Consider the following 23,552-nt stretch of genomic DNA (forward strand, 5'->3'; position numbering starts at 1 on the left):
AAAGAGGGTGACCGGATGAAAGATATCAAGGAACGGGTAAGGGATAAGAATCCGAAGATTCGAAATCCGGCTGCCCGACTTCCGAAAGAACTGGTTCGCTCAGCGGTTCTGGAAGCAAAAGAAAAGCCAAGGGAACTACATGAAAAAAGCAGTGGGCAGTCAGAATCCCCAACACAGTATGGAACTGAAAAAATAGAATCCGTACAGTACAGAGCGGCGAGTGTGGCAGGAAAAAGTATAGGGAAAACCACATATCAAGGTGGAAAAAAACTTGCTGGAGTGACCTACAGGAAGATAAAGGAAAGAAAAAGCAGACAGGAAGAAGCGAAAGCTGCCGAAGAAGCAATGGAGCAGGGGGCAGAAAGCGGAAAGAAATTAATCAAGTTGAAACCGGAGCAGGCAGCACTTGCCAAGGAGAATGGTAAACGGCAGGTGAAAGCAGCACCGAGAGTGGTAAAAGTATCCGGTCTGTCTCAAGAAAAAATAAAGACACAGGCATCCATGCAGAAACAGCAGATGGAAAAAAGTCTTCAGGCGATGCAGAAAGCAAGAGCAGCCCAGATGGCAAGAAAGTCAGCACAGGCATCGGCAGAAAGTGGAAAAGCAGTCCTTCAGGTAACTGGAAAGGGTTCAAAGTTATCCGTACAGGGAATTACAGCAGCGATTCAAAAAGGGGTAGTAGCTCTTGAAAAAATGGGAAAATGGATTGCTGCCGGAGGTAGTGCATTTCTTCTGGTATTTATTCTGATTGTGGGAATCATTGCAGGAGCAGCTTTCAGCAGTAATTCGGAAAGCTCCGAATCCCTAAGTGAAGAAGTGCTTGCGTATACTTCTGTGATACAGCAGTATGCATCCCAATACGGCATTCCGGAATATGTGTCTGCGATACAGGCCATCATGATGCAGGAATCTGGAGGCAGGGGAACAGACCCGATGCAGTGTTCGGAAAGTCCATATAATACAAGATTCCCACACACTCCTGGTTCTATTACTGATCCGGATTATTCGATAGAGGTTGGAGTACAGACCTTTGCAGACTGTATCAGACAGGCAGGATGCAGCAGTCCACAGGATCTGGACAAGCTGAAACTTGCATGGCAGGGATATAACTATGGAAATGGCTACATAGGATGGGCATTGCAAAGAGGCGGTTATACAGAAGCCAATGCATTGCAGTTTTCACAGGAACAGGCAGCTTCGCATGGATGGAGCAGTTACGGAGATCCCCAATACGTTCCCCATGTGATGCGGTATTATTCCGGTGGCAGCCTGTTTGCTGGTTTGTTTGGTAATCAGCAGATTGTGTCGGTTGCAATGGGGCAGCTTGGAAACAGTGGCGGTCAGAAGTTCTGGAGCTGGTACGGATTTGACAGTCGGGTAGAATGGTGTGCCTGTTTTGTAAGCTGGTGTGCGGATCAGAGCGGTCTGATTGCAAGTGGGAATGTTCCTAAATTCTCATTGTGCAGTGATGGAGTGTCCTGGTTTCAGGGAAAGAATAAGTGGCAGAGTGGCGGAACAACTCCGACAGCTGGAATGATCATCTTTTTTGACTGGGATCATGATGGAACATCGGATCATGTAGGAATAGTAGAAAAGTGTGAAGGTGGAAGAGTTTACACGATTGAGGGAAATTCCAGTGATCAGGTACGGCAGAGAAATTATGCAGTAGATTACAGTTCTATAATGGGATATGGGGTGATAAATTGATGGTTTCTTTCATAATTTGTTAAGGATTTTATAAGGGAGTTAATGAATCCTTTGGAAAATAGTCACAAAATAGGCACAGTTGATTGATAAATTGTTATTGTAACTTTTAGTGATAGACATATAAAGAGTTAGAAATCTTTATAATTGACTTGAATTAGGAGGTAGTGAATATGAGTGATCAGAATGTAAAAGCAGCACAAAAATATTTAAATGCGATGTTTGGTGGACATAAGGATTGGGTAAAACTGGATGAAGATGGAAAGACCGGAACAGCCGTGATGCAGGGAATCATTCGTGCATTTCAGATTCAGAATGGAATCTCAACGATTACAGGAACGGTTGGACCACTTACTATTAATACCATGAAGAAGTTAGCCATTATTACAAAAATGGATCCGAATGATACTCCGCAGGTTAATGTATGCTTGATTCAGTGTGCTCTGTTTTGCAAAGGATATGCTGCTGGAGGAATTACTGGAATTTATTATACATCAGGAGTAAATGCAGTTAAAAAGATGCAGGAAAATGCAGGACTGGAAGTTACGGGCAAAATTGATTGGAAAGTTTGGTCTGGATTGTTATCCCTAAACTGGTTTACAAAGGTTTCTGGTGGGGATTCCAATATTGTTCTTATTCAACAGCAATTAAATAGTGACTGGTCAGATGTTATTGGTGTTGGACCTTGTGATGGAATTGCCTCAAGACAGACAATTTTGTCTTTAGTTGGTGCATTGCAGGCGGCTGAAGGAGTTACAACTGAATTAATTACAGATTTGAATTCAGTTAATTTTGGCGATGCAACAACAAATGCGTTTCCGGGTACATTACAGAACGGACAGAACTCGACGAAATATGTTCCATTTAATAAGATTGCTCAATACGGACTATATTTTAACGGATATAATCCGGGAAGATTCGATGGCGTGTTTGATTCGACTACAGAGTCAAAGGTGTCAGAATTTCAGGAGTTTTATGGTCTGACAGGAATTGGACTTGTAACAAAAGGAAAAGTAAATGTTTCTACTATGAAATCATTGCTTACGAGTAAAGGCGATACAAACAGGGCAGCAAAAGCGTGTGACTGTGCAACAGTATTAAATAAACAACAGGCATTAGATATAAAAAATGCAGGGTATACTCATGTAGGACGTTATCTGACAGGTTCTGTTGGAAAAGAACATACACCGAAATATTTGACATCAACAGAAGTGAAAAACATTGAAAATGCAGGATTATCGGTATTCCCGATATATCAGGATGGAGGATATGAATTAAACTATTTTAAGGATCCGTCCCAGGGAAGTGTTGATGCACAGACAGCAATTTTAGCAGCCGAGAGAATCGGTATACCAAGTGGAACGACTATATACTTTGCAGTGGATTTTGATTGTTATTCATATCAGATTGATACATTTATTATACCTTATTTTGAACAGATTCACATGATCTTTTTCAGTTCGACAAATGATAAAAATTATAAAGTCGGCATTTATGCACCAAGATATGTATGTACTAAAGTTTATGAAGCAGGATTGGCAAGTAAATCATTTGTGGCAGATATGTCAACTGGATTTAGCTGTAATTTGGGATATTCGATGCCGAAGAACTGGGCATTTGATCAATTTTGTGAGTTGAACTCATTTTCTTCATCACCTTCGTTCCCACTGGATAAAGATGCATATTCAGGGAGAGATACTGGATTTAAAAAGTTCGATGCCGTATCGACAAAAACAGATGAGGAAATAGCGCAAGAAAATCTTCGGGCAAAGGTAAAAATAGCACGAAATCAATATGTCTATAATGTAATGGAGCCGCTTGGTTATCTGAATAAAATTATGGATGTGGGTGTGGAGTATGATAAGGAAATTTCACTGGGAACAATGATGAGTCCTCAAGGAGCAATTGATATTTCTACTAAAATATCCACATCGCTTGAAAGTTCAACTGGTAAAATTTATAATATAAAAGTGGATATAGGAAATGATGGAGAATTGACACAAACTTGCAAAAATCAAATTATGGAGATTTCATCAAATTTATCAGATACAGGTATAGAGGGAGCAGATAACTTTGGAAATACGATAGAAAAAATTGCTTTATCGGTTAAATCTGGTAATATTGCTTTTGAAATAAATAATGTTTTTGCCAATAGTGTAGAGTTTTCCATTGTATTTAGTACATCAGATTTGCTGCCAGAAGAGGAAAAAGAGTGGACAATATCGGTTGCTTTGATTTTTACAATGACATTAAATTCTAATAGTGGTCTTGAATTTAATGTTGTAGAATTCACAAAAGAGCATAGTAATATACTGGCAGGAGCCGTAATATTAGTTCTTGCGGGTGCATTAGTTGTAAATGCAATTCCGTCAATTATTGCTTTATTTTCAGCTGGAGCAGGTACTGTTTTTGGTTTGTTGATTCAAGCGCTGTAAATTGTAAAAGAATAAAAGAGACAATGGCCAGAGGTTCGATTTTATAAAGAGGACCTCTGGCAAAAGGGGGATTAAGAAGAATGCATATTAAATCAATTGTGTCAGATGAGGATAGGGAAGAATTAGAAAGAATGCTTTCGCTTGGGTTTATAATTCCTAATCAATTATTTAAAACAAGACAGAAAAGTAGAATGATTATCTATATTTTTACACCTGTAGAATTTTTACTGTCGATTAATTGTTATCTGTCGGAAAGTTATTTGATGTTTGGAATAGGGATTGGAACTTGTGTGGCTTGTGTGGCTTGGATTATTTGGTATCAAATGATTGGTAAAAATTTTGAAAAAAATGTTCATGAATTTGTCTGGGGTAGATCAGGATATGAAACGGTGGATATCGATGAAAACGCAATTAAAATAGATGAAGATCAAATTTATGAATTTAAAAATATTGATAGAATGTTCTTATATAAAAACTTCTTTTTTTTCATAACAAATGAAAAGAAAATATTTATATTTAAAACGACAGATATGGAGTCGGATGAACTTATAAAAATTATTAAAACAACAGGGATTTTATTTGAAAAAAAAGAAAAACCATTTAATATTTATAAGTATTGTAAAAAAGGAAAAAGTTTTTAAAAATAAGCAGAGGATGGTGGATTTATCATCCTTTTAGAGAAGAGCATGTATTTTAAAGGGAATCTGGTTTTGCAGGTTCCTTTTTTGCCATCAAAAACGTTGATGTTTTATCAAATGACGCTAAAAATAAAAAGAATAATGCAGGGGGTGACATTATTAGTTATCGCTGTAATATTTGGATAAAATATAAATAAAACATAAAAAATATAAATAAATTATAAAATGGCGACAGTTTTTTCTTACTCAAGTGTTTATTATATAGAGGGCAAAATAAGACAGCAAAGGAAGTGGTGCTGTTGCACCAGAAAAATGACACAAAATTGTTAATGTCCATTCGGGAAAAGAATTGAAAGAGATTCTTTTCCTTATTTGTCGTGTTACGAAAGACTGAGGGTGAGAAAATATGCTAGAACTTGCAATCTGTGATGATGACATCATCCTATGTAATTGGTTAGAACAGAAGCTACTCCATTATGGGAAAGCGAATGACTGTCAGATATCTGTAGAAATATACTATTCTGCGGAGCAGCTTCTTAACAGGCTGGAAGAAGAATCCTACGATATGTTATTCCTTGATATTTGTCTGGGACATGAAAATGGAATTGATATTGGAACGGAGATACGAAAGAAAAATTATGGAAAAGAATTGCGGATTACCTATATTTCAACATATCAGGAATATGCTATGAAATTATTCCGCATTCATCCATTTGATTTTCTTGTAAAGCCAATCCGAGAGGAAGAACTTTTCCGGGTGATAGGTGAATTACGGGAACTGTTAAAAGAACGGAAGAAAATATTTGAATATACGGATACAAAAGGAATCCATAAAATTTCTTATGATAAGATCCTGTATTTTTATAGTCTGGGAAAAAGAGTACATATCGTGACATCGGAAAAAGAATATGAATATCGAGGAAAATTAAAAGATGTAGCAGATATAACAGAAGAATATTTCTTACTGATTCACAAGTCCTATCTCATCAATATGGAACACGTGGAGCATTACGAATATGACAACGTGGTTATGAAAGATAAGACACGTCTCAGTATCAGTAAAGCAAATCGCAAGAAGGTCAGAGAAAGACTATTACAAACGGAGAAGAAAAGATTATGAATATACATTTGATCACTTATCTGACAAGTAAATTATTCTGGATTTATACTGTGTTCCGTTACAATACCATCCTGTATCCAAAAGATGAGGATACACAAAAGCTATTTGCATATTTTTGTGCGTATCTGCTTTCCTGCTGGGGAAGTATGCAGTGGGGAACGATGTACGGAGATCTGCTCTTTGAGCTGATCGCTCTGTTAATTATAACAGTAGCATATCAGGCAGACTGGCAACATCATGTCTGGAATACACTTATGGTATATATTATGGGAATTTTATGTGATGGGATTCCAATCGTGTTTTTTCAACGGTATGCGGTAGCAAGAAATCCGGTACATCATCACATGGGACCGGGAACTATCGTAATGGGAAATTTTATATTCTTTTTACTGGAAGTCATTATTGAAAGAAAAGTGGATGTAAAGAGAAGCTATTATATAAAGAACAGTCATTGGCTGGCTATGCTTTCTGTCCCGGTAATCAGCATTATAGTCTGTATCAGGATATTGCTGCCAGACAGAAGAGGTGTGCGGTCTACGATTGTATTATTCTTACTGTTTATCAATGTATTTATTTTCTATCTGCACGATGAGGTTCAGAAAAGTTATGTTGAAACAGCAAAACAGGAAGAGATGAAGCTTCAGATGAGTCAATATGCAAAAGAACTGGAGATGATGATGAAATCACAGGACAGGCTGAATAAGATACATCATGATTACAAGCACCATCTTATAACGATAGGGGCGATGGCAAAAACGGGAGGAAATGAAGAGATTCTGTCTTATCTGAAACAAATGGAGAATATAGCCAGAACAGCCTTATGTCATCATTTATATACAGAAAACCGTAATATGAATAATCTGCTGAATTATATTTTGGAAGATGTGAAATCAGTAATTGAAAAGCCAGAGATTTCTGTGGAAATACCGAATCATATAGGGAAAGAATTATTTGATCTAAGTATAGTTGTAGGAAATCTTATGGATAATGCCATTCGTGGGGCGGCAGCTTCAGATGAACGGAGATTATCGTTTCAGATGTATTATGGAAAAGGAATCATGAATATCCAGATTGAGAATAGCATAAAAGATACACCAAAAGTGCAGAATGGAATTTATCTGACAACGAAAAGCAGGAAAGAAGGACATGGAATAGGATTACAGAATGTGAAACTCGTAGTAGAAAAGTATCATGGTCAGATGGAGATCTGCCATACGGAGAAATCCTTTCAAGTGAAAATATTATTATATATGAAATTAGATGAAAAATAGTAAGGCGATGGTGTCTTACTATTTTTTTTCAACCCATTTCGTCTATTTTTGCCACCTCAAGGGTCATTTTTACCATTTGTGAAAATTTTGTGATTTTTTAGATTATAGTAGTGCCAAAGTCAGAAAAAAGGAGGGTAGCGGTTATTTTGTAAAGGAATTATAGAAAAAGATTACAAGAGGGAGAAAGAGACTATGAAGAGATTTCGAAAGTCGGCTATAGCCTTAGTACTTGCACTCCTGATGGCACTACAGGGAACAGAACCTATCTTTGTACAGGCAAAAGAGGCCATTGAGGATGTACAGAAGAATGCAGATTTCTCCAGACCAGAGGCTTTGACTGAAGAGGAAGCCGGGATAACAGATTCCACATCTGGAGAACAAGACAAGAGTCAGCAGTCTGATGCGGACGTACAAAATGAAACGACACCATCGGAAAATACAGAGACTCAGGAAGAACAGACAACTCCAGCGGAAGAAACAGAAGAAAATCCGCAGGAAAAAGAAGTGGAGTTGAAAGAACCACAGGATTACTATCCGATTCCGGAAGAACCGGAAGGTGAACTGATTGATTATGATGCCATTTCCAAAACTTATAAGACCGGAGAGAAGCAGTATACAACCGTTTATGGTGGATATGTCGGAACTTATAAGAATGAAGATGGTGATACAGAACTGGTAGATAATACTCTTGTAAAGCCGGAAGAAGCAGACACTCCGGCATCCGAAGAAGCACAGGAGGCCAGCAGCGTATCGCCAGATGAAGAAAAGGAAGAGAAAACGGAGGTTTATCAGAACAAGGCTAATGATTATGCCATTCTTCTTCCAGAACAGATGTCAGAAGACAATGGTGTAACGATTGAAAATGGAAAGACCAGAATCGGGATCATTCCAGTAGATGGAGATTATACACATTCCGTTATTAAGGACAATGCGATCCTTTATAATGAAGTTTATGAAGGAGCAGATGTTCAGTATACGGTACTGGATTCCAGCATTAAGGAAGATATCGTACTTCAGCAGCCAACAGACAGAGAATCGTATGAATATGAACTTCAGATTCCGGGATATCAGGCTGAAGTAAAAGATAATCAGGTATACATTTATCCAGAAGGAAAAACAATCAAAGATGCAAAGTATCTTCTGGAAGCACCGTCTATGGAAGATGCTGCCGGAGAAATCAGTTTCCTGATTACTCTGGAACTTCGGGAAGAAGATGGGAAAACAATCCTGACCGTAAAACCAGATATGGACTGGCTTTCAGCAGAAGAACGTCAGTATCCGGTCAGAATCGATCCGACACCAGTGGAGATCCAGAAGAGTTCCTTTAACATGATTGGTGTGGAAGAGGGAAGTCCAACCAGTCAGATTGGAGATAACAATTATCCGTATGTCGGATTTGATGATGGTATTAAGTCTGGAAACCTTGCAGGATTTGGAACAGCACACCAGAACTGCCGTACTTATATCAAAGTAAATTCGAATTTTAGTCAGATTCCGAAAGATTCCAAAATTGACAGTGCAACATTTGCAGTCAGTCAGAAAACTGCATACAGTGGTGGTGCATCCCAGTTTGGACTTTATCGTGTGGATCAGTCGTGGAACACCTCCATCACATGGAAAACAAAACCAGTAAATCTTACGTTTCAGGATGTACAGAATGCAAGTACCAGCAGGAACAGCTATATCAATTATGATGTCAAAGATCTGGTCAATGACTGGGTACAGGGAACTCATGCGAATAACGGATTTGCACTGGTAGCCATTGCCGAGGCAAATAACCTTGGAGCTTCTATGCAGTGTGAGGTACTGAATAACAGGGCATCCGTTTATGGACCGAAACTCAGCATCCAGTGGTCACCGGCTGAAGATCCATATCTGCGTGATATGTCACTGGATGAAACAACGATCCTGCTTCGCCCGATGACAGAAAAGAATACAAATGGAAAGCTGAAGTTTGATGCCGTATTTGCAGACGGAATTGCAAAGAGCAAATCTACAGTAGAATATTATCTGCTTCCAGATGAGGAAAATGAAGAACATCACGAAACAGATGCAAAACCATTGTATTCCTATCCAGACAGCACGGAATATAATAAGCAGTTCCCGGAGGCGAATAAGTATTACAGCAAAGATTCCAACTGGCAGAGTGCTTTGTATTCAGGACTGACAAAAGATAAACTCTATAAAATAAAAGCAAAAGCATCGAAAGAAATTGATGGCAAACTGGAAACCGGAAAAGAAGTGACCAGTGACAGCTTTGTGATTTATGAAGTGAAGCAGTTTGATACATTCCCGAAGATTGCAAAATATTATGGTGTTCCGCTTAAGAACATTATGAAAGACAATCAGGTTATGGATGCACTGGTAGTCGCAAACAACACAATCTTTATCCGTAACCCACAGACAAATGTTCCATATAGTCCTGCACCGCTTACCGATCAGGATAAGATGCGGATTGACGGAGCATTGATGGGAAGAGGCCTGCACTGTGAATTTGGATTTGAACCAGTCAATTTAAATACTGGTAATTTCTACATGGATCAGTCCGATGCGACGATGAATGAGCTGAATGGGGAATTCTCCATTACAAGAAGCTACAATTCCAAAGGAACAGACCAGCATTCCATGTTCGGACGTGGATGGAGCTTTAACTATGACCAGTCACTTTCTCAGATGGAGGACGGAAGCCTTCTGTATATGAGAGGGGACGGAAGTTATCTGATCTTTGATAAGAATGAAGATGGAAGTTACACTGCTCCGGATGGTTATGTATACGACTTAAAAGCAGTCAGCTATAAAGATACAGACCATGACTACATCGGATGGGAACTGACAGATGCGGATCAGAGCATCTGGTCATTTGATAAATACGGAATTTTACGTTATGTAACGGATGTGAATGGATTTAAGACAGTGTTAGATTATGACGATGATTATAATCTAAGCAAGATTACCACACCATCCGGAAAAACATTCGGGGTAAAACAGGATAAATTCGGGCATATCAAGGAACTGTCTCTTCCAGATGGTGGAAAAGTTTCTTACAAATATGATGAGCAGGGAAATCTGATATCTGTAACAGATCCGAATGGAACAACAAAAGAGTACAAATATGATGATGACAGCCGTATGACAAGCTGGAAAGATGAGAATGGCAATACGGTTGTAAAGAATACTTACGATAAAGAAGGAAGAGTTGTAGAGCAGACTGATGCAGAAAAAGGAACGGCAACTTTCAAGTACGGAAAAAGTTCTACTACAACAACGGATAACGAAGGAAATAAGACCGTTTATCATTATGATGATCAGTACCGCACAACATCCATTGAATATCCGGATGGAACAACCTGTGAAAAGACTTATAATGCAGAAAATCAGCTTGCTTCCGAAACGACAGCAGCCGGAACAAAAACTTACACTTATGATGCATTTGGTAATGTAGCAACGGAGACAAGAGAGGATGGAAAGACAGCCTCCTATACTTATAATGAGCAGAATAAGCTGACCAGTGCAACCGGATATAACGGAGCAACGGTTACTTACAGTTATGACGGTAATGGAAATATGGTCACATCTACAAAACCGGATGGAACAGCCATTACCTATACTTACGATGACAAACATCGTATGGTATCCCAGACAGACGGCAGAGGTGTCACAACAACATATTCGTATGACGGACCGAACATGACCGGATATGTGGATGGAAACGGAGCAGCATGGGGATTCACGTATGACGCGATGAATCGTGCAGTTACCATGACAGATCCACTTGGAAATGTCACTTCGAACAGTTACGATGCGAATGGCAATTTAATTTCCAAGACAGCAGCCGATGGCGGTGTGACCGCTTATACACTCGATGGTGTGGGAAATATTACGGCAAGTACTGACGCACTGGGGAATACTACCACTTATACCTACGATAAGATGTACAACATGACCAGTGGTACGGATCCGAAAGGAAATCAGATCAGCTACGCCTATGATAAGAATTATCAGCAGGTCAAAGCAACCGATGCAAAAGGAAATACAATTACTTACAAGTATGACAGCATGGGACGTGTCATAGAAGAGAGTAATAAAGATTTTGGAACAAAGCTCTATGAATATGACAAAGCAGGAAATCTGAAAAAATATACCGACGGAAATGGAAATGCAACCGTATCCAAGTTTGATTCTCTTGGACAGGTGCTTCAGTCCAAAGATGCAGTTGGTAATATAACCAAATATGAATATGACGCATTAGGAAATGAAACCAAGATTACCTATGGAGATGGAAGCAGCCATTCCAAGGAATATGATAACTGCGGAAGGCTCGCTAAAGAGACAGATGAATTAGGTGCAGTTACCACTTATACTTATGATGCGGCAGACAATCTGGTATCAAAATCAGATGACAGTGGAAGAACCTGGACTTATACCTACGATAATACAGGAAACCGCTTAAGTGAAACCAACCCAGAAGGTGGAACTACCACATATACTTATGATAAAGCAGGCAATCTGGTATCTTCTACCGATGAAGAGGGAAGAACAGATACTTATGCTTACGACAAGGCAGGAAATCTGACTACATCCAAAGATGCCCTTGGATATACCGTATCCATGAAGTATGACTTAAATGGAAATCTGGTATCCTCTACCGATGAAAATGGAAATACCAGTACCATGACTTACGATGGTAATGGAAACATGACATCGGCAACCGATGCAAAGGGCAACATTACAGCAATGAAATATGATTCCACCGACAATCTGGAACAGACGGTGGACGCCCTGAAAGGAAAGACTACTTACGAATACGATTCACAGGGTAACAGCACAAAGATGACAGATGCCCTCGGCAATGCGTACAGCTATGTGTATGATAAAGAGGGAAATAACACATCCATAATACTGCCGACAGGAGACAAGGTGCTGATGGAGTACGATGCCATCGGACAGCTTGTAAAATGTACGGATGCACAGGGACTCGTAATTACCTATCAGTATGACGGAGCAGGCAACCTGATCCATTCCTCCGACAATGGTGGAAACAGCATGGATTATACTTATGATGGTGCCGGAAATGTACTGACACAGACCGATGAACTTGGCAGGACAGCAACATACAAGTACGATCAGTACGGCAGACTCCTGAAACTTACTGAAGCAGACGGAAGTACCACATCTTATGAATATGATGTTATGGACCGCATTACAGCGGTAACGGATGCGGAAGGTCATAAAACAACCTTTACCTACGATAAAGTCGGCAACCAGTTATCCATGACAGAAGAAGAGGAAGCTACATATAAATACGCTTACGATAAGAAAGACCGGGTTATCTCTCAGACAAATCCACTGGGAGCATCCAGCACCTTTAAGTATGACGGAAATGATAATGTGACGGAATCTGTCGATGAAAACGGTACGGTTACCAAGTATACTTACGATAAAAATGACAACCTCGTATCCCAGACAGATGGAAATGGAAATACGACAACCTACCAGTATGATGAACTGGACCGCAAGATCGGGGAGACTTCTCCGTTAAAAGAAACAAATGAATACCGTTATGATGCCATTGGAAATCTTACCAAATCAAAAGATCCGATGGGACTCATTACCGAATACAAATATGACAGCCTGAGTAACATGACGGAACAGATTTCTCCAAAGGGAGCAGTTACCAAATACGATTACGACAAGCATGGCAATGTCATTTCTGTAACGGATGCAAAGGGAAATGAGACACAGTACAGTGTTGACCTGAATGACAATGTCACAAAGATGACACAGGCGAATGGCGGAGAGTATACCTATAGTTATGATAAAGCCGGACGTCTGAAGAGTATGACCAGTCCGCTGGGTTATACCAAGAATTTCTCTTATGATAAAGTGGACAACGTGGTAAAAGAAAGCGACAGCTTAAAGAGTACCACCACTTATACTTACGATAAGCTCCACAACATGAAGTCTTCTACCAATGCACTGGATGGAACAACCAGCTTTTCTTATGATAAGTATGGCAATCTGGTGAAGGAGACAGATCCACTTGGACGGAGCAATACCTACAGTTATGACCTGGCAGGCCAGATGACTTCTGCAGCTGATCCGCTTGGTAAGATAACTGCTTATACTTACGACCCGGCAGGAAATATTACTGAGATCACCAAACCGGGTGGAAGAAAGACCAGTTATGGATATGACAAGAATTATAATGTGACATCTGTAACAGACCCGATGGGCTATGTTGCAAAGACAGTCTACGATAAAGACAATCGTGTAACAGAAGAGACCGATGCACTGGGTCAGAAGGAATCCTATACCTATGATAAGGACAGCAGGGTAACTTCTATTACAGACAAGCGTGGATTCACAACGGGATTTGATTACGATGCACATGGTAATATTCAGGTTGTTACAGATAAGACCGGATTAAAGAGCCGTCTGGAATATGACAAGAATGACAATCTGACCAAAGTAACCGATGCCCTTGGCGGTGTAACAACTTACGGTTACGACAACATGGATAACCTGGTGACCTTCACCAATGCAGCAAATAAGACAACGAATTATACTTATGATCTGGAAGGCAACCTGACATCCATCAAAGATCCGGCAGGAAGAACAGAGAAATTCGACTATGATGAAAAAGGCAGACTGACCGGACATACACAGGCAAGTGGCAAGAAAACCACGTATGATTACGATAAGCTGAATGACCTGTTGGAGAAATCTTATCAGGACGCAAAAGGCGAGACTTCCGAAAAGGACGTGACCTACGCATATAACAGTGCCGGGGAACGGGTATCCATGAAGGATCAGACAGGCAAGAGCAGTTACGAATACGATGCACTCGGAAGAATCACCAAAGTGACAAGCGGTTCGAAAAAGGATGTCAGCTACGTTTATGATGACGCAGATAATCTGCAGGCAATCGTGTATCCGGATGGTACAAAGGTCAGCTATGAATACGACTTAAATGATAACCTCGTAAAATTAACAGACCGTAACGGAAAGGTGACAACATACAAGTATGATGCACTGAATCGTGTGACAGAAGTTACTAGAAGTAATGGAACAAAGACGGAAGTATCTTACGATGCAGAAGATCATATCACAAAGATTGTGAATACCTGTGGTTCCTGCGGCAAAGTAATCAGTACTTATGAGTACAAGTACAATGATCAGGGATATGTAGTTGGAGAAACAGCTACGGAACTGGAAGCTGGAACAAGAAAGACGCCAAGCTGGGAAGACTGGTACAACTGGGGCGATACACAGAAAGAGACAGACAAAGCAGACTGTGAGCATCAGGAAAAAGAGATCCAGACGACACGTACCTATGAATACGATGACAACTGGGAACTGACACGCTGTACAGAAAAAGCAGAGGGCGGTAAAAAGACAGTTCATAATTATACTTATGACAAGATTGGAAACCGGACCTCTTACGAGAAGATCGAAGATGGTGTCAGCAAAGCAAAATATAACTATAAGTACAATGATTCCAACCAGCTCATCAAGCGGACCAATGCAAAGATCTGGGGCGATCCGGGAACAACCTACAGCTATGATAAAGATGGCAATCTGATCCAGGAATGTGATAAGACAAACAGTGCAGATCCGGTCACTTATGAATATACAGCAGAAAATCGTCTGGCAGTAGTAAAACAGGGTGGAACAGTCCTGATGGCAGCCATGTACGATGGAGATAACAACCGGGTATTCGAACTGGATAACACTTATAAATGGGAAGATTGCTATGGCGATGAAGTCCTGATTCCGGAGAACCAGCGTACCGAAGATGGAAACAGCCCGAAAGAACAGCTTGCATCTCTGGTAAAAGGCGGTTCAAATGCCAAAGGTTACACATTGACAGAGTATATCAACGATATCAATCGTGAAAATACAGAAGTCCTTGCAGAGTATGGAGCAGACGAGAAAGTCCGTCAGGCTTATACTTATGGAGAAAGTGGAATCGGAGAACGGGTAAGCGTTGATAAATCGGAAGAAAGCAGTTATTATTTATATGACGGAAGAAACAGCGTAACCGGAATCCTGACAGAAAATGCTAACCTGACGAACAGTTATCAGTACGATTCGTATGGAAACCTTACATCAGGAACAGCAGATGGAGTCAATTATTACGGTTACAATGGAGAGTCCACAAATGTAAAAACAGGACTTCAGTATCTGCGGGCAAGATACTATAACGCAGAGAACGGAACCTTTACAACTGAAGATAGTGACCTGGGAACGACAGAAAATCCATTAACCAGAAACCGCTACGATTATACAACCAATAATCCGTTGAATTACAGTGATCCGACAGGACATTCATTGTGGAGCAGGATTAAGAGTACAGCTAAAAAAGCAGCGAAAGCAGTCAAGAGTGTCGGCAAGAAAATCGTTAATACTGCGAAAAAGGTAGTCAAAACAGTAGTAAATACAGCTAAGAAAGCAGCAAAAACTATTGTTAACGCAGTGAAGGGTGCAGCAAAAACTGCCAAAAATGCAGCTAAACATGCAAAACAGACATATCAATCTGTGAAAAATCGTGTAACCAGTAGCAGTACATATCAAAAAATCACATCCAGAGGAAGTCAGTTTATTCGTTCTGTAAGCAATGGGGTACAGAAAATTGGAAAAACTTATACATCTTTCAAATCCTATGTTTCAGAAAGAACGGCAGAAATCCGCTCAGAAGTGGTACGACATATGTGTACGACAACAAATCGTATTACAGATCAGTTGGGTAAAGTAAACTGGAAGAATGTAGCGATTGGTGTGACGGCAATGGTGGTTTCAGGTGTTGTGGTTGCTGCAACAGGCGGTTTAGCAGCTGGAGCAGTTCTGGCAGCATTGCCAGCAATGGGCGGTTTAGGAACAGCAATGGTTTCAGGAGCTGTAGCTGGTGCAATTGGTGGTGCTTCCTATGGTGCAATAAGTTCTGGATTGTCAGGAAACAGCTTGAAACAGATTGCGAAAGATACCATAACAGGTGGATTGACAGGAGCAATCTCTGGTGGTATTTTAGGTGGGCTTACTTATGGTGCAGGAAAAGCAATTGGTGCAGTGAAAGATTTGGTAAAGGGAAGTTCAAGTGCGACTAAACCTGGGCATATTACTGAAATGGCAACCAAAGACTTATCACAAAATAACCAGTTGCTGGAAGATAACAAGGCATATAATAGTTTTTCGGAACTAATGGATGCTGATGAAGCTGCAAGATATAATAAACATTGGGATACAATAAAAGCTCAAGAAATGCAAAAACAAGAGATAACAAAATTTGAAAATGGAATAAAAGATGGTGTGCAGTATACAAATCAGCAAAAAGGGAATTATGCTGAAATGAAGATGGATCAGTATTATGATTCTATTGGGTTCGAAAGAATCAGTCAAGATAGAGTTACGGGTCTTAATGATGCTGGACATCAAGGATTGGATGGTGTATATCAGAATAAAGGAACAAACGAGTACATTGTGGGTGAAGCTAAATATAATACTAGTAAATTAAGTACCCTGAAAGATGGAACAAAACAGATGTCTAAGAAATGGATAGGTGGTAAGCGTCTTGAAGAGGCGGTAGGAACAGAAAAAGCTAATCTCATTGGTAATAATTATGAACGAAATTTGTATAATATTAAAAAGAATGGAAGTTTGAATTTTAAAGTATTAAATAATTAGAAAGTGTCTTACATACCCAGTGGGATATAACATCTCACTGGGGAGAAGAAAGGGGTACGTTATGATAAAAGGTGCAAAAAGTTTTCAACAAAAATATGAAAAGATAATGGGTGAATCTAGTGCAGATAAGCTTTGGAATGATGTTAAAAATGGAATAAATGAATTTACGAAAAAAATTGAATTGGGACAAGCAGACGGGTATTTTTGGAATATGTATTTTAATTTGTTGCGTGAAAACAGAATTTTATTTGAAGGAGTAAATAAAGCTATTGTAACTGGCGATATGAATTATATGTTGAAAGGAATTTATCAGGAAAATCGTTTTAATTGTATTTATCAAAACCGTTCGAATAGTGGTGGAGCACAGACAATTAATTTTATAGAAGTAGTAATCGCCTATTCATGTAATGATTATAGTTTGTTGGAAAAAATTATGCCGTTTAAGGAGGGACCTGCTACTTGCGGTTATTCGGCACCTTTTTATAATATGCTTTATGCTGTGACTTATCATGATAATGAAGTAGGAAATAAAGCACAAGCAGAATTAAGTGCATTTATGGGGAAAAAACGCACTCAATTTGATTTGAAATTAGCAAAATTTTTCTATGATTTATATCAAAAAGATGTAGATGGAATTAATTGCGGATTACAAGAATTATGTGAGTCAATGGGAAAATGTAATTGGATTAATGAACATATTTATGGAATGGATAAAAACATTCGGTCTTTAGGTAATACGGTGGCAATATTTATACATGGTTTGTATCATATAGTTATGAAATTTTTGAAAGATACCCCATTGAGTGAAAAGATTAAGACGCCAGAACACAAGAGTTTTATAAAAGAATATGAAGAATTTAATAAGGAGCATGATTTCCCAGAACCACAAATTTTAGTTGATTTTGATCAGCTTGCAAAATTTATAAATTTAAGTATAAGAACGGAATTTATACCAGAAGTGTCTTTTTATAAATCTGGAAGAAATTATGTAAATGACGGAAAAAAATTTGAGAAGATACTTTTTGATAATTTACAAAAAAGTGAAGTTTTACTGGTTGAAATGGAGGAAGAAAAATATGTTTTTAAGAGGATTAAATAAAAATTGGAAAAATGCATATAGAGCAGAAGCAAAATTTTATTCTGGTAATAATAATATATTTGGAGTATTTCCACTTACAGAAAATACAGATACGATTTTTCATAGTAAACCTAGAGCAAAGGTTGATGATCAAGAAGTAAAAGTATGGAGAATATTATTAGTACCCATTCAGGGAGAACCATTAGGAGATGTGGATTTTTATAAAGCATTGGAATATTTTAAGAAGATAAAATGCGATATGAAAGGCGAAGAAATATTAGTTAAAGGATTTTCAAAACAAGAATTGGAGAAAATACTGCAATTTTGCAATTAAATGAAAAAATATGTGGAATGTATAGAATGGAAAAATTCAGCTTTTAATGATAATTTATTAAATCCATATAATCAATTAGTTTTGGCAAACCAATAAAATACGAAGGAGAGAATATGCAAAAGAAGAATTGTGTTTTATGCATAAGTATAGGAATTATAGTATGTATATTGTTATCAGCTTGTTCAAAACAACCAGACTTCGATGCCAAATCTTACGTTCAAAGTTCTCTTGATGCATACTATCATGGAGAATATAAAGACTATGCGAATCTGTTAGAGATCTCGGAAAAAGATGCCAAGAAAGAAATCGAAGAGGATTTTAATGAGAGTATCCAACAGCAATTTGATGATTCCGATAACATTACAGATAAAGGAATTGCTGATTATGCGGAAAAACTGACAGAAGTAAAGAAACTGGCAAAATATAAAGTACAGGATGTGAAAGAAGAGGATGGAGTCTATACAGTAAGTGTACAAGTTGAACCATCCAATGTATTTCAGACATTGCAACAAAGCTCTACAGAGGTAAGCAATGAAAAAATAAAGCAGGGATTGGATGGAAATGATCCGGAAGTCTTTGCAGCTGTATTAACAGAAAGCGTCCAGAAGAGTCTTGAAAAGAACAGTTATGGGAAAGCTGTTACTGTAAACGTATCAGTGGAAAAAGATAATTCAGGAAAATATGGTCTTTTGAATACAGAGATGAATAAATTGGAAGCAGCGATGTTCCCAACAGAATAAGAATGAATGGAAAGCTATCAGAGGAAAAAAACTGGTAGCTTTCTTTTAAACTCCAAGACAAGAAAACTTGTTAAAAAAGCTATTATAATAGTAGAAAAAATTATAATAAATAATGGATGACAAGAGACTTTTATTCATTATGAGAAAAAGAAGGAATCTCCTATGAACCAACAAGAAATATTCACATAAGAGAGAAAAAAGTGCTGTAATCGAAGAGGTTGCAGCATTTTTTTCTTTGATATTTTTCAAATATTATAACGTACATATCCGGTCACCGCCATGCTCCGAATTGATTTCTATACGAAAAATCAGATCGGAGGAAAGATAAATGGCTTATAACAAGACAAGTGAAGAACGAAAGTGGAATTATTGGAAAAAACAGGAAGAAAAGGAACTGCGTGAACTGGGAATGGAAGAAGAGAAGATCCGAAAGTTGCGCCAGATGGACAGGGAAGATTTTCTGGAAGAGCGCAGATACCGGGAACATCTGGATGAAATGATGCAGGATATGGATTCCATAAAACAAAGGGACAGAGGACGGTTTGCACAGGACATCCGAGAACTTTTAGACAACATTGGAGACCGACGGATCTATGAATTATTAAAGGGCACAGAACATCAGATATTAGAGATACTTTTGCTTAGTACATGGGGATATTCAGGAAGAGAGATTGCCCAAATTATGGGAATGGCAGAACAGACCGTTTATACCAAAAGAAACCGTTTAAGAAAAAAATTAAATAATTTGTTGAAAATTGAATAATAACAGCATTTTTCGTCGGCTATTTAATAGGCAGGTAAATTTTGCCAGTGTACTTTGACAATCCTATACCAGCATTACAGGTACGTTCCCGTAAGTAGAAGCGTGTCAGGAAGGCGCGAGGACAGATGAAAATGACAGGAAAGAATATAAAAAAATTCTTTGCTGGTGTTTTTGTTTCGAGCGAATCACCTTTAACTGAAACAGGACCGTGGCGGTCTTTTGCGAGGATCACTTACGAGGGGATAATGATACATAGGAACTGCCAGTGAGCAGAGGATGGACTTTGGGTTGTAATCAGCAAGACCTTTAGAAAATCCATGAGCGGTGCAATGCCAAGCATCCGCCTGTAATGTTCCCGTAAGGCAATGGGGGAGTCGAGGACAAATACAACGCCAAAAAACAAAAGTATAAGAAATCAAGGAAGAATGTGTCGTTGATATCAGATACATACGGCTGTAGGGAGTAATCCTTTACAGCCGTATTGATGTGGTATCAGCACGCATATCAGGTAACAAATTATGTATTACACAAGAGAATATCTCAATAGAGCACATCGAGAAATTGATACTATCTTCCGAGTGCTGTTCCCGGAACATGGAATGGCAGTAAGGGAAGAACAGATTATGTTATGCCACGAAATGCTGGATAACCTGCTGGGAAGAAACATAGCACTGTGTGATGCGGGTGTCGGTATCGGCAAGACGTATGCCTATCTGGTGGCCTGTGTTCTGATGAGAAAATATTCCCTCCTTGCAGAAGGATGTTCCCCTTATGAACAGCGTCCGGTCGTGATATCCACTTCCAGCATTGCACTCCAGAAAGCAATTCTTACAGAATATATCCCTTTTCTCTCCCGGATTCTTCAGGAGAACGGGACGATTCAGTCTCCCATCAAAGCTGTGATACGAAAAGGAAAAGAGCATTTTGTCTGCGATGAGAGGTTGGCGCAACGAATCGTTGCAATCGAAGAGAAAAACAAAAATGCGTTGCAGAAAGAAGCTCTGCTGTCGCTGAAAGAACATTATGATATGGACGAAGTGTCCAACTTAAGTGGGTTTGACAGAAGGATGGTGAGTGTACCGAAGTTCTGTTCTGGAGACTGCCCGAAAAGAGGTTCGTGCAGGTATCAGCAGTATCTGGAGCGTTCCAGAGATAATGAAATGTTCATTCAGATCTGTAATCACAATTATCTGCTGGCTGATGGTTATCACAGACTGCAGGATTACCACCCGTTATTGAAAGATTACCGGGCATTGATTATAGATGAAGCACACAAACTGCCGGATGCAGCAAAGCAGATGTTCGGGAAGAGCCTGTGTTATGACGATATCCGGGAAATCTGCTTTTATCTAGGGAAAGAGTACCAAGGACCGGAGATAAGGAAACTGTCCGGCACGATCCGGATGGTGCTGAACATCATAGGAGAAAACCACAGAACCAGATATGGAATCAAAGAAGAATTCCACATGACAGAAGAGTGTGCAATGTATTTATATGAGGGGATACAGACCATGAATAAGATCATAGAAAAATTAGAAAAGAAGATTCCAAAGTGGATCAGAAACAAGCTGGAAGAAACCAGAAGTGTGTTGGAATGCTTTTTCCATCAGGATAAGAAGTATGTGCTGCATCTGAAGCAGGACCATGACCACCGGATTATATTGTGTGCATCCAGCAGACGGATTCCACAGTATCTGGACCAGATGTTATGGAGCAGAGGAATGGGAGCGATTCTTACAAGCGGAACTTTAAAAACCGGACAGGGATTTTCACACATTCGGAAAATGACAGGATTACAGAGAGTGCGGAGAGTCCGGGAATATGTGGCAGACTCCCCGTTTGAATATCAGAAGAATTGTCTGTTATATCTGCCAAAGAATTTGAAAAAATGCAGAAGAGGAAGTCAGGAAGAGGCAGAGATGATAGCAGGCCATATCCATTCACTGATCTGTTCGACTTACGGGCATACGCTGGTGCTGTTCACATCTTATCATTTGATGGGAAACGTTTACCAGATGTTAAGGGATGAAATTCCGTTCCCGATGATAGAGGTGTGGAGACATTCACCGGAAGAGATTACAAGGTTTAAACAAATGGACAATGCTGTCCTTTTTGCAGCCGGCTCCTGTTGGGAAGGAGTAGACTTCCCCGGAGATATGGTATCTTCGCTAATTATAGTAAAACTGCCCTTTGCTGTTCCTGATCCCATCAGCGAAGCACAGAAGAAGGAATATGCTAATCTGAAAGATTATATTCAGGCAGTGATTGTTCCAGACATGCAGAAAAAACTAAGACAGGGATTCGGACGGGCTCTCCGCACCGAGACAGATACTTGTGTCGTGTCCATTTTAGACGAGCGTGCAGGAGAAGGCGGCAGGTATCACGAAGAAGTGATGTGTGCGCTTCCAAGTTGCAAGATGGCAAAAGATATCAAGGATGTCCAGCACTTTATCCGAAACCGGAAAGGCGTGGAATACTACCTGTAACCGTTCGTGGTTCTGCTACAGGAAAAGCAGATTTTGCACGAAAAGTTTGGTGGTATTTCAAGGGCGTTTTCGGTGGGATTGTTGGTATTGATGAATAGCTATTTCGGCATGAAGTGGGTATACTGTGTATAGCGTTAGAGGAAAGGAGGCAGCTTATGATATACAAGGTGGAAACGATAAAAGATGGAACAGAAAAATATTTTTTCATCAGAAATCTGGAAACAATGAGTATTGAAGAACTGCCAAGTAAATATCTAATGCATAAGATTAAATGTAAACGTTCACCAAATACAGTGAAACGCACAGCATTTTCAATCTGCTATTATATGAAATATATGGCAGAGAAAGAAATGGAACTCACAGAAGTCTATCAGTTAGATTATGAAAAACAGACAGAACACTTTGTGGAATTTTTATACTGGCTTAAAGCCGGAAACCATACAGAGCAAACGGCTGGAGAAAAGAAGTGTCCGAATGAAGGAACCTGCAACGCATACTTAAAAGATGTGTTCAGGTTCTATTTATTTATAGAGGCAGAATATGAACAGTACGGAAGTCTCAAAACCTTATCGTATAACCAGATTATAGCGGTTAATCAGGTGGGAGTAAAAAAGGTACTGCGGAATCATTCTTTTAAAGCCTATCTGAAGGAAGAGGAACATCGTGGGAGAACAGCAAAAGAAAATCAGATTATTACAATTTTACAGGCCTGTACGAACCGAAGAGATCAGCTTCTGTTACTTATGTTAGCAGAAACCGGATACAGAATTGGGGAACTACTGGGAGTAAAATATGTCAAAGATATTGATTATAGGAATCACATGATAAGGGTATGCTTCCGGGAAGATAATGAAAATGAAGCGAGAGCCAAAAATGCGGAATACAGAAGTGCCAAGATAAGTAATGATACGTTTGAATTTCTCATGGATTATCTGGCAAAATATCGGAAAATCCTGCAACATCAGGATTACCTGTTTGTGAATATCATGGGTGAGAACATTGGAAAGCCATTAAGAGTGGACAGTGTATATGATATGTTGGACCGAATGGAAAAGAAAACCGGAGTTAAAATCACACCCCACATGTTACGTCACTATTTTGCAAATATGCGAAAGCAGGCAGGATGGGAACTGGAAATGATCAGTCAGGCATTGGGGCATAAACATTTGGATACGACTATAAAGTATCTGGACTGGCTGGATGATGAACTGATAGAAGCAAGTAATGAGTTTTATGCACAACACACTGCTATTTATGGGGCGGAACGTCTGCTGGAGTAGGGAGGTGTGAGAAATACCTATA

12 protein-coding genes are annotated in these 23,552 nt (G+C 39.2%); all 12 read left to right on the forward strand.

The window, feature by feature from the left end; translation table 11 throughout:
* The first annotated feature begins 15 nt into the window (after window positions 1-15).
* Entirely contained in the window at window positions 16-1,707 is a 1,692-nt protein-coding gene (locus tag NBH03_RS09615) for a lysozyme family protein (RefSeq protein WP_006426969.1), read from the forward strand.
* 170 nt (window positions 1,708-1,877) lie between these two features.
* Window positions 1,878-4,139 carry a glycoside hydrolase domain-containing protein gene (locus tag NBH03_RS09620; protein ID WP_007884642.1) on the forward strand — a complete coding sequence of 754 codons (2,262 nt, stop codon included), beginning with the start codon at window positions 1,878-1,880 and terminating at the stop codon, window positions 4,137-4,139.
* Window positions 4,140-4,219: 80 nt separating this feature from the next.
* Window positions 4,220-4,780, forward strand: coding sequence for a hypothetical protein (locus NBH03_RS09625; protein WP_006426967.1), 561 nt, complete (start codon window positions 4,220-4,222; stop codon window positions 4,778-4,780).
* A 403-nt stretch (window positions 4,781-5,183) separates the two neighbouring features.
* Window positions 5,184-5,897, forward strand: coding sequence for a LytR/AlgR family response regulator transcription factor (locus NBH03_RS09630; RefSeq protein ID WP_006426966.1), 714 nt, complete (start codon window positions 5,184-5,186; stop codon window positions 5,895-5,897).
* Window positions 5,894-7,168: a sensor histidine kinase gene (locus NBH03_RS09635; protein ID WP_006426965.1), complete on the forward strand. Its 1,275-nt coding sequence runs from the start codon at window positions 5,894-5,896 to the stop codon at window positions 7,166-7,168. Before NBH03_RS09630 ends, NBH03_RS09635 begins: the two co-directional genes overlap by 4 nt.
* Before the next feature lie 192 nt (window positions 7,169-7,360).
* Entirely contained in the window at window positions 7,361-16,849 is a 9,489-nt protein-coding gene (locus NBH03_RS09640; RefSeq protein WP_006426964.1) for a DUF6531 domain-containing protein, read from the forward strand.
* A gap of 61 nt (window positions 16,850-16,910) precedes the next feature.
* Window positions 16,911-17,948 (forward strand): hypothetical protein, encoded by a 1,038-nt coding sequence (locus NBH03_RS09645; protein WP_006426963.1) that lies wholly within the window; start codon window positions 16,911-16,913, stop codon window positions 17,946-17,948.
* Window positions 17,926-18,261 (forward strand): DUF4299 family protein, encoded by a 336-nt coding sequence (locus NBH03_RS09650; RefSeq protein ID WP_158557444.1) that lies wholly within the window; start codon window positions 17,926-17,928, stop codon window positions 18,259-18,261. Before NBH03_RS09645 ends, NBH03_RS09650 begins: the two co-directional genes overlap by 23 nt.
* Before the next feature lie 113 nt (window positions 18,262-18,374).
* A complete protein-coding gene (locus tag NBH03_RS09655; protein ID WP_006426961.1) occupies window positions 18,375-19,001 on the forward strand; it encodes a hypothetical protein in 627 nt (208 codons plus the stop codon).
* Window positions 19,002-19,329: 328 nt separating this feature from the next.
* Window positions 19,330-19,764, forward strand: a complete 435-nt coding sequence (locus NBH03_RS09660) for a helix-turn-helix transcriptional regulator (protein ID WP_006426959.1) — start codon at window positions 19,330-19,332, stop codon at window positions 19,762-19,764.
* Between the two features lie 518 nt (window positions 19,765-20,282).
* Entirely contained in the window at window positions 20,283-22,250 is a 1,968-nt protein-coding gene (locus tag NBH03_RS09665) for an ATP-dependent DNA helicase (RefSeq protein WP_250799458.1), read from the forward strand.
* 155 nt (window positions 22,251-22,405) lie between these two features.
* Window positions 22,406-23,530 carry a tyrosine-type recombinase/integrase gene (locus NBH03_RS09670; RefSeq protein ID WP_006426957.1) on the forward strand — a complete coding sequence of 375 codons (1,125 nt, stop codon included), beginning with the start codon at window positions 22,406-22,408 and terminating at the stop codon, window positions 23,528-23,530.
* Window positions 23,531-23,552 lie beyond the last annotated feature (22 nt).

The sequence above is a fragment of the Coprococcus intestinalis genome (genome assembly GCF_023656595.1).
GTDB lineage: Bacteria > Bacillota > Clostridia > Lachnospirales > Lachnospiraceae > Coprococcus_A > Coprococcus_A intestinihominis.

What these genes read in the sequence shown, in the direction of transcription:
- NBH03_RS09620 (WP_007884642.1), top strand. Translation starts at nt 1,878, where the DNA reads ATGAGTGATCAGAATGTAAAAGCAGCACAAAAATATTTAAATGCGATG.
- NBH03_RS09630 (WP_006426966.1), top strand. Translation starts at nt 5,184, where the DNA reads ATGCTAGAACTTGCAATCTGTGATGATGACATCATCCTATGTAATTGG.
- NBH03_RS09635 (WP_006426965.1), top strand. Translation starts at nt 5,894, where the DNA reads ATGAATATACATTTGATCACTTATCTGACAAGTAAATTATTCTGGATT.
- NBH03_RS09665 (WP_250799458.1), top strand. Translation starts at nt 20,283, where the DNA reads ATGTATTACACAAGAGAATATCTCAATAGAGCACATCGAGAAATTGAT.
- NBH03_RS09660 (WP_006426959.1), top strand. Translation starts at nt 19,330, where the DNA reads ATGGCTTATAACAAGACAAGTGAAGAACGAAAGTGGAATTATTGGAAA.
- NBH03_RS09655 (WP_006426961.1), top strand. Translation starts at nt 18,375, where the DNA reads ATGCAAAAGAAGAATTGTGTTTTATGCATAAGTATAGGAATTATAGTA.
- NBH03_RS09670 (WP_006426957.1), top strand. Translation starts at nt 22,406, where the DNA reads ATGATATACAAGGTGGAAACGATAAAAGATGGAACAGAAAAATATTTT.
- NBH03_RS09650 (WP_158557444.1), top strand. Translation starts at nt 17,926, where the DNA reads ATGTTTTTAAGAGGATTAAATAAAAATTGGAAAAATGCATATAGAGCA.
- NBH03_RS09645 (WP_006426963.1), top strand. Translation starts at nt 16,911, where the DNA reads ATGATAAAAGGTGCAAAAAGTTTTCAACAAAAATATGAAAAGATAATG.
- NBH03_RS09640 (WP_006426964.1), top strand. Translation starts at nt 7,361, where the DNA reads ATGAAGAGATTTCGAAAGTCGGCTATAGCCTTAGTACTTGCACTCCTG.
- NBH03_RS09625 (WP_006426967.1), top strand. Translation starts at nt 4,220, where the DNA reads ATGCATATTAAATCAATTGTGTCAGATGAGGATAGGGAAGAATTAGAA.
- NBH03_RS09615 (WP_006426969.1), top strand. Translation starts at nt 16, where the DNA reads ATGAAAGATATCAAGGAACGGGTAAGGGATAAGAATCCGAAGATTCGA.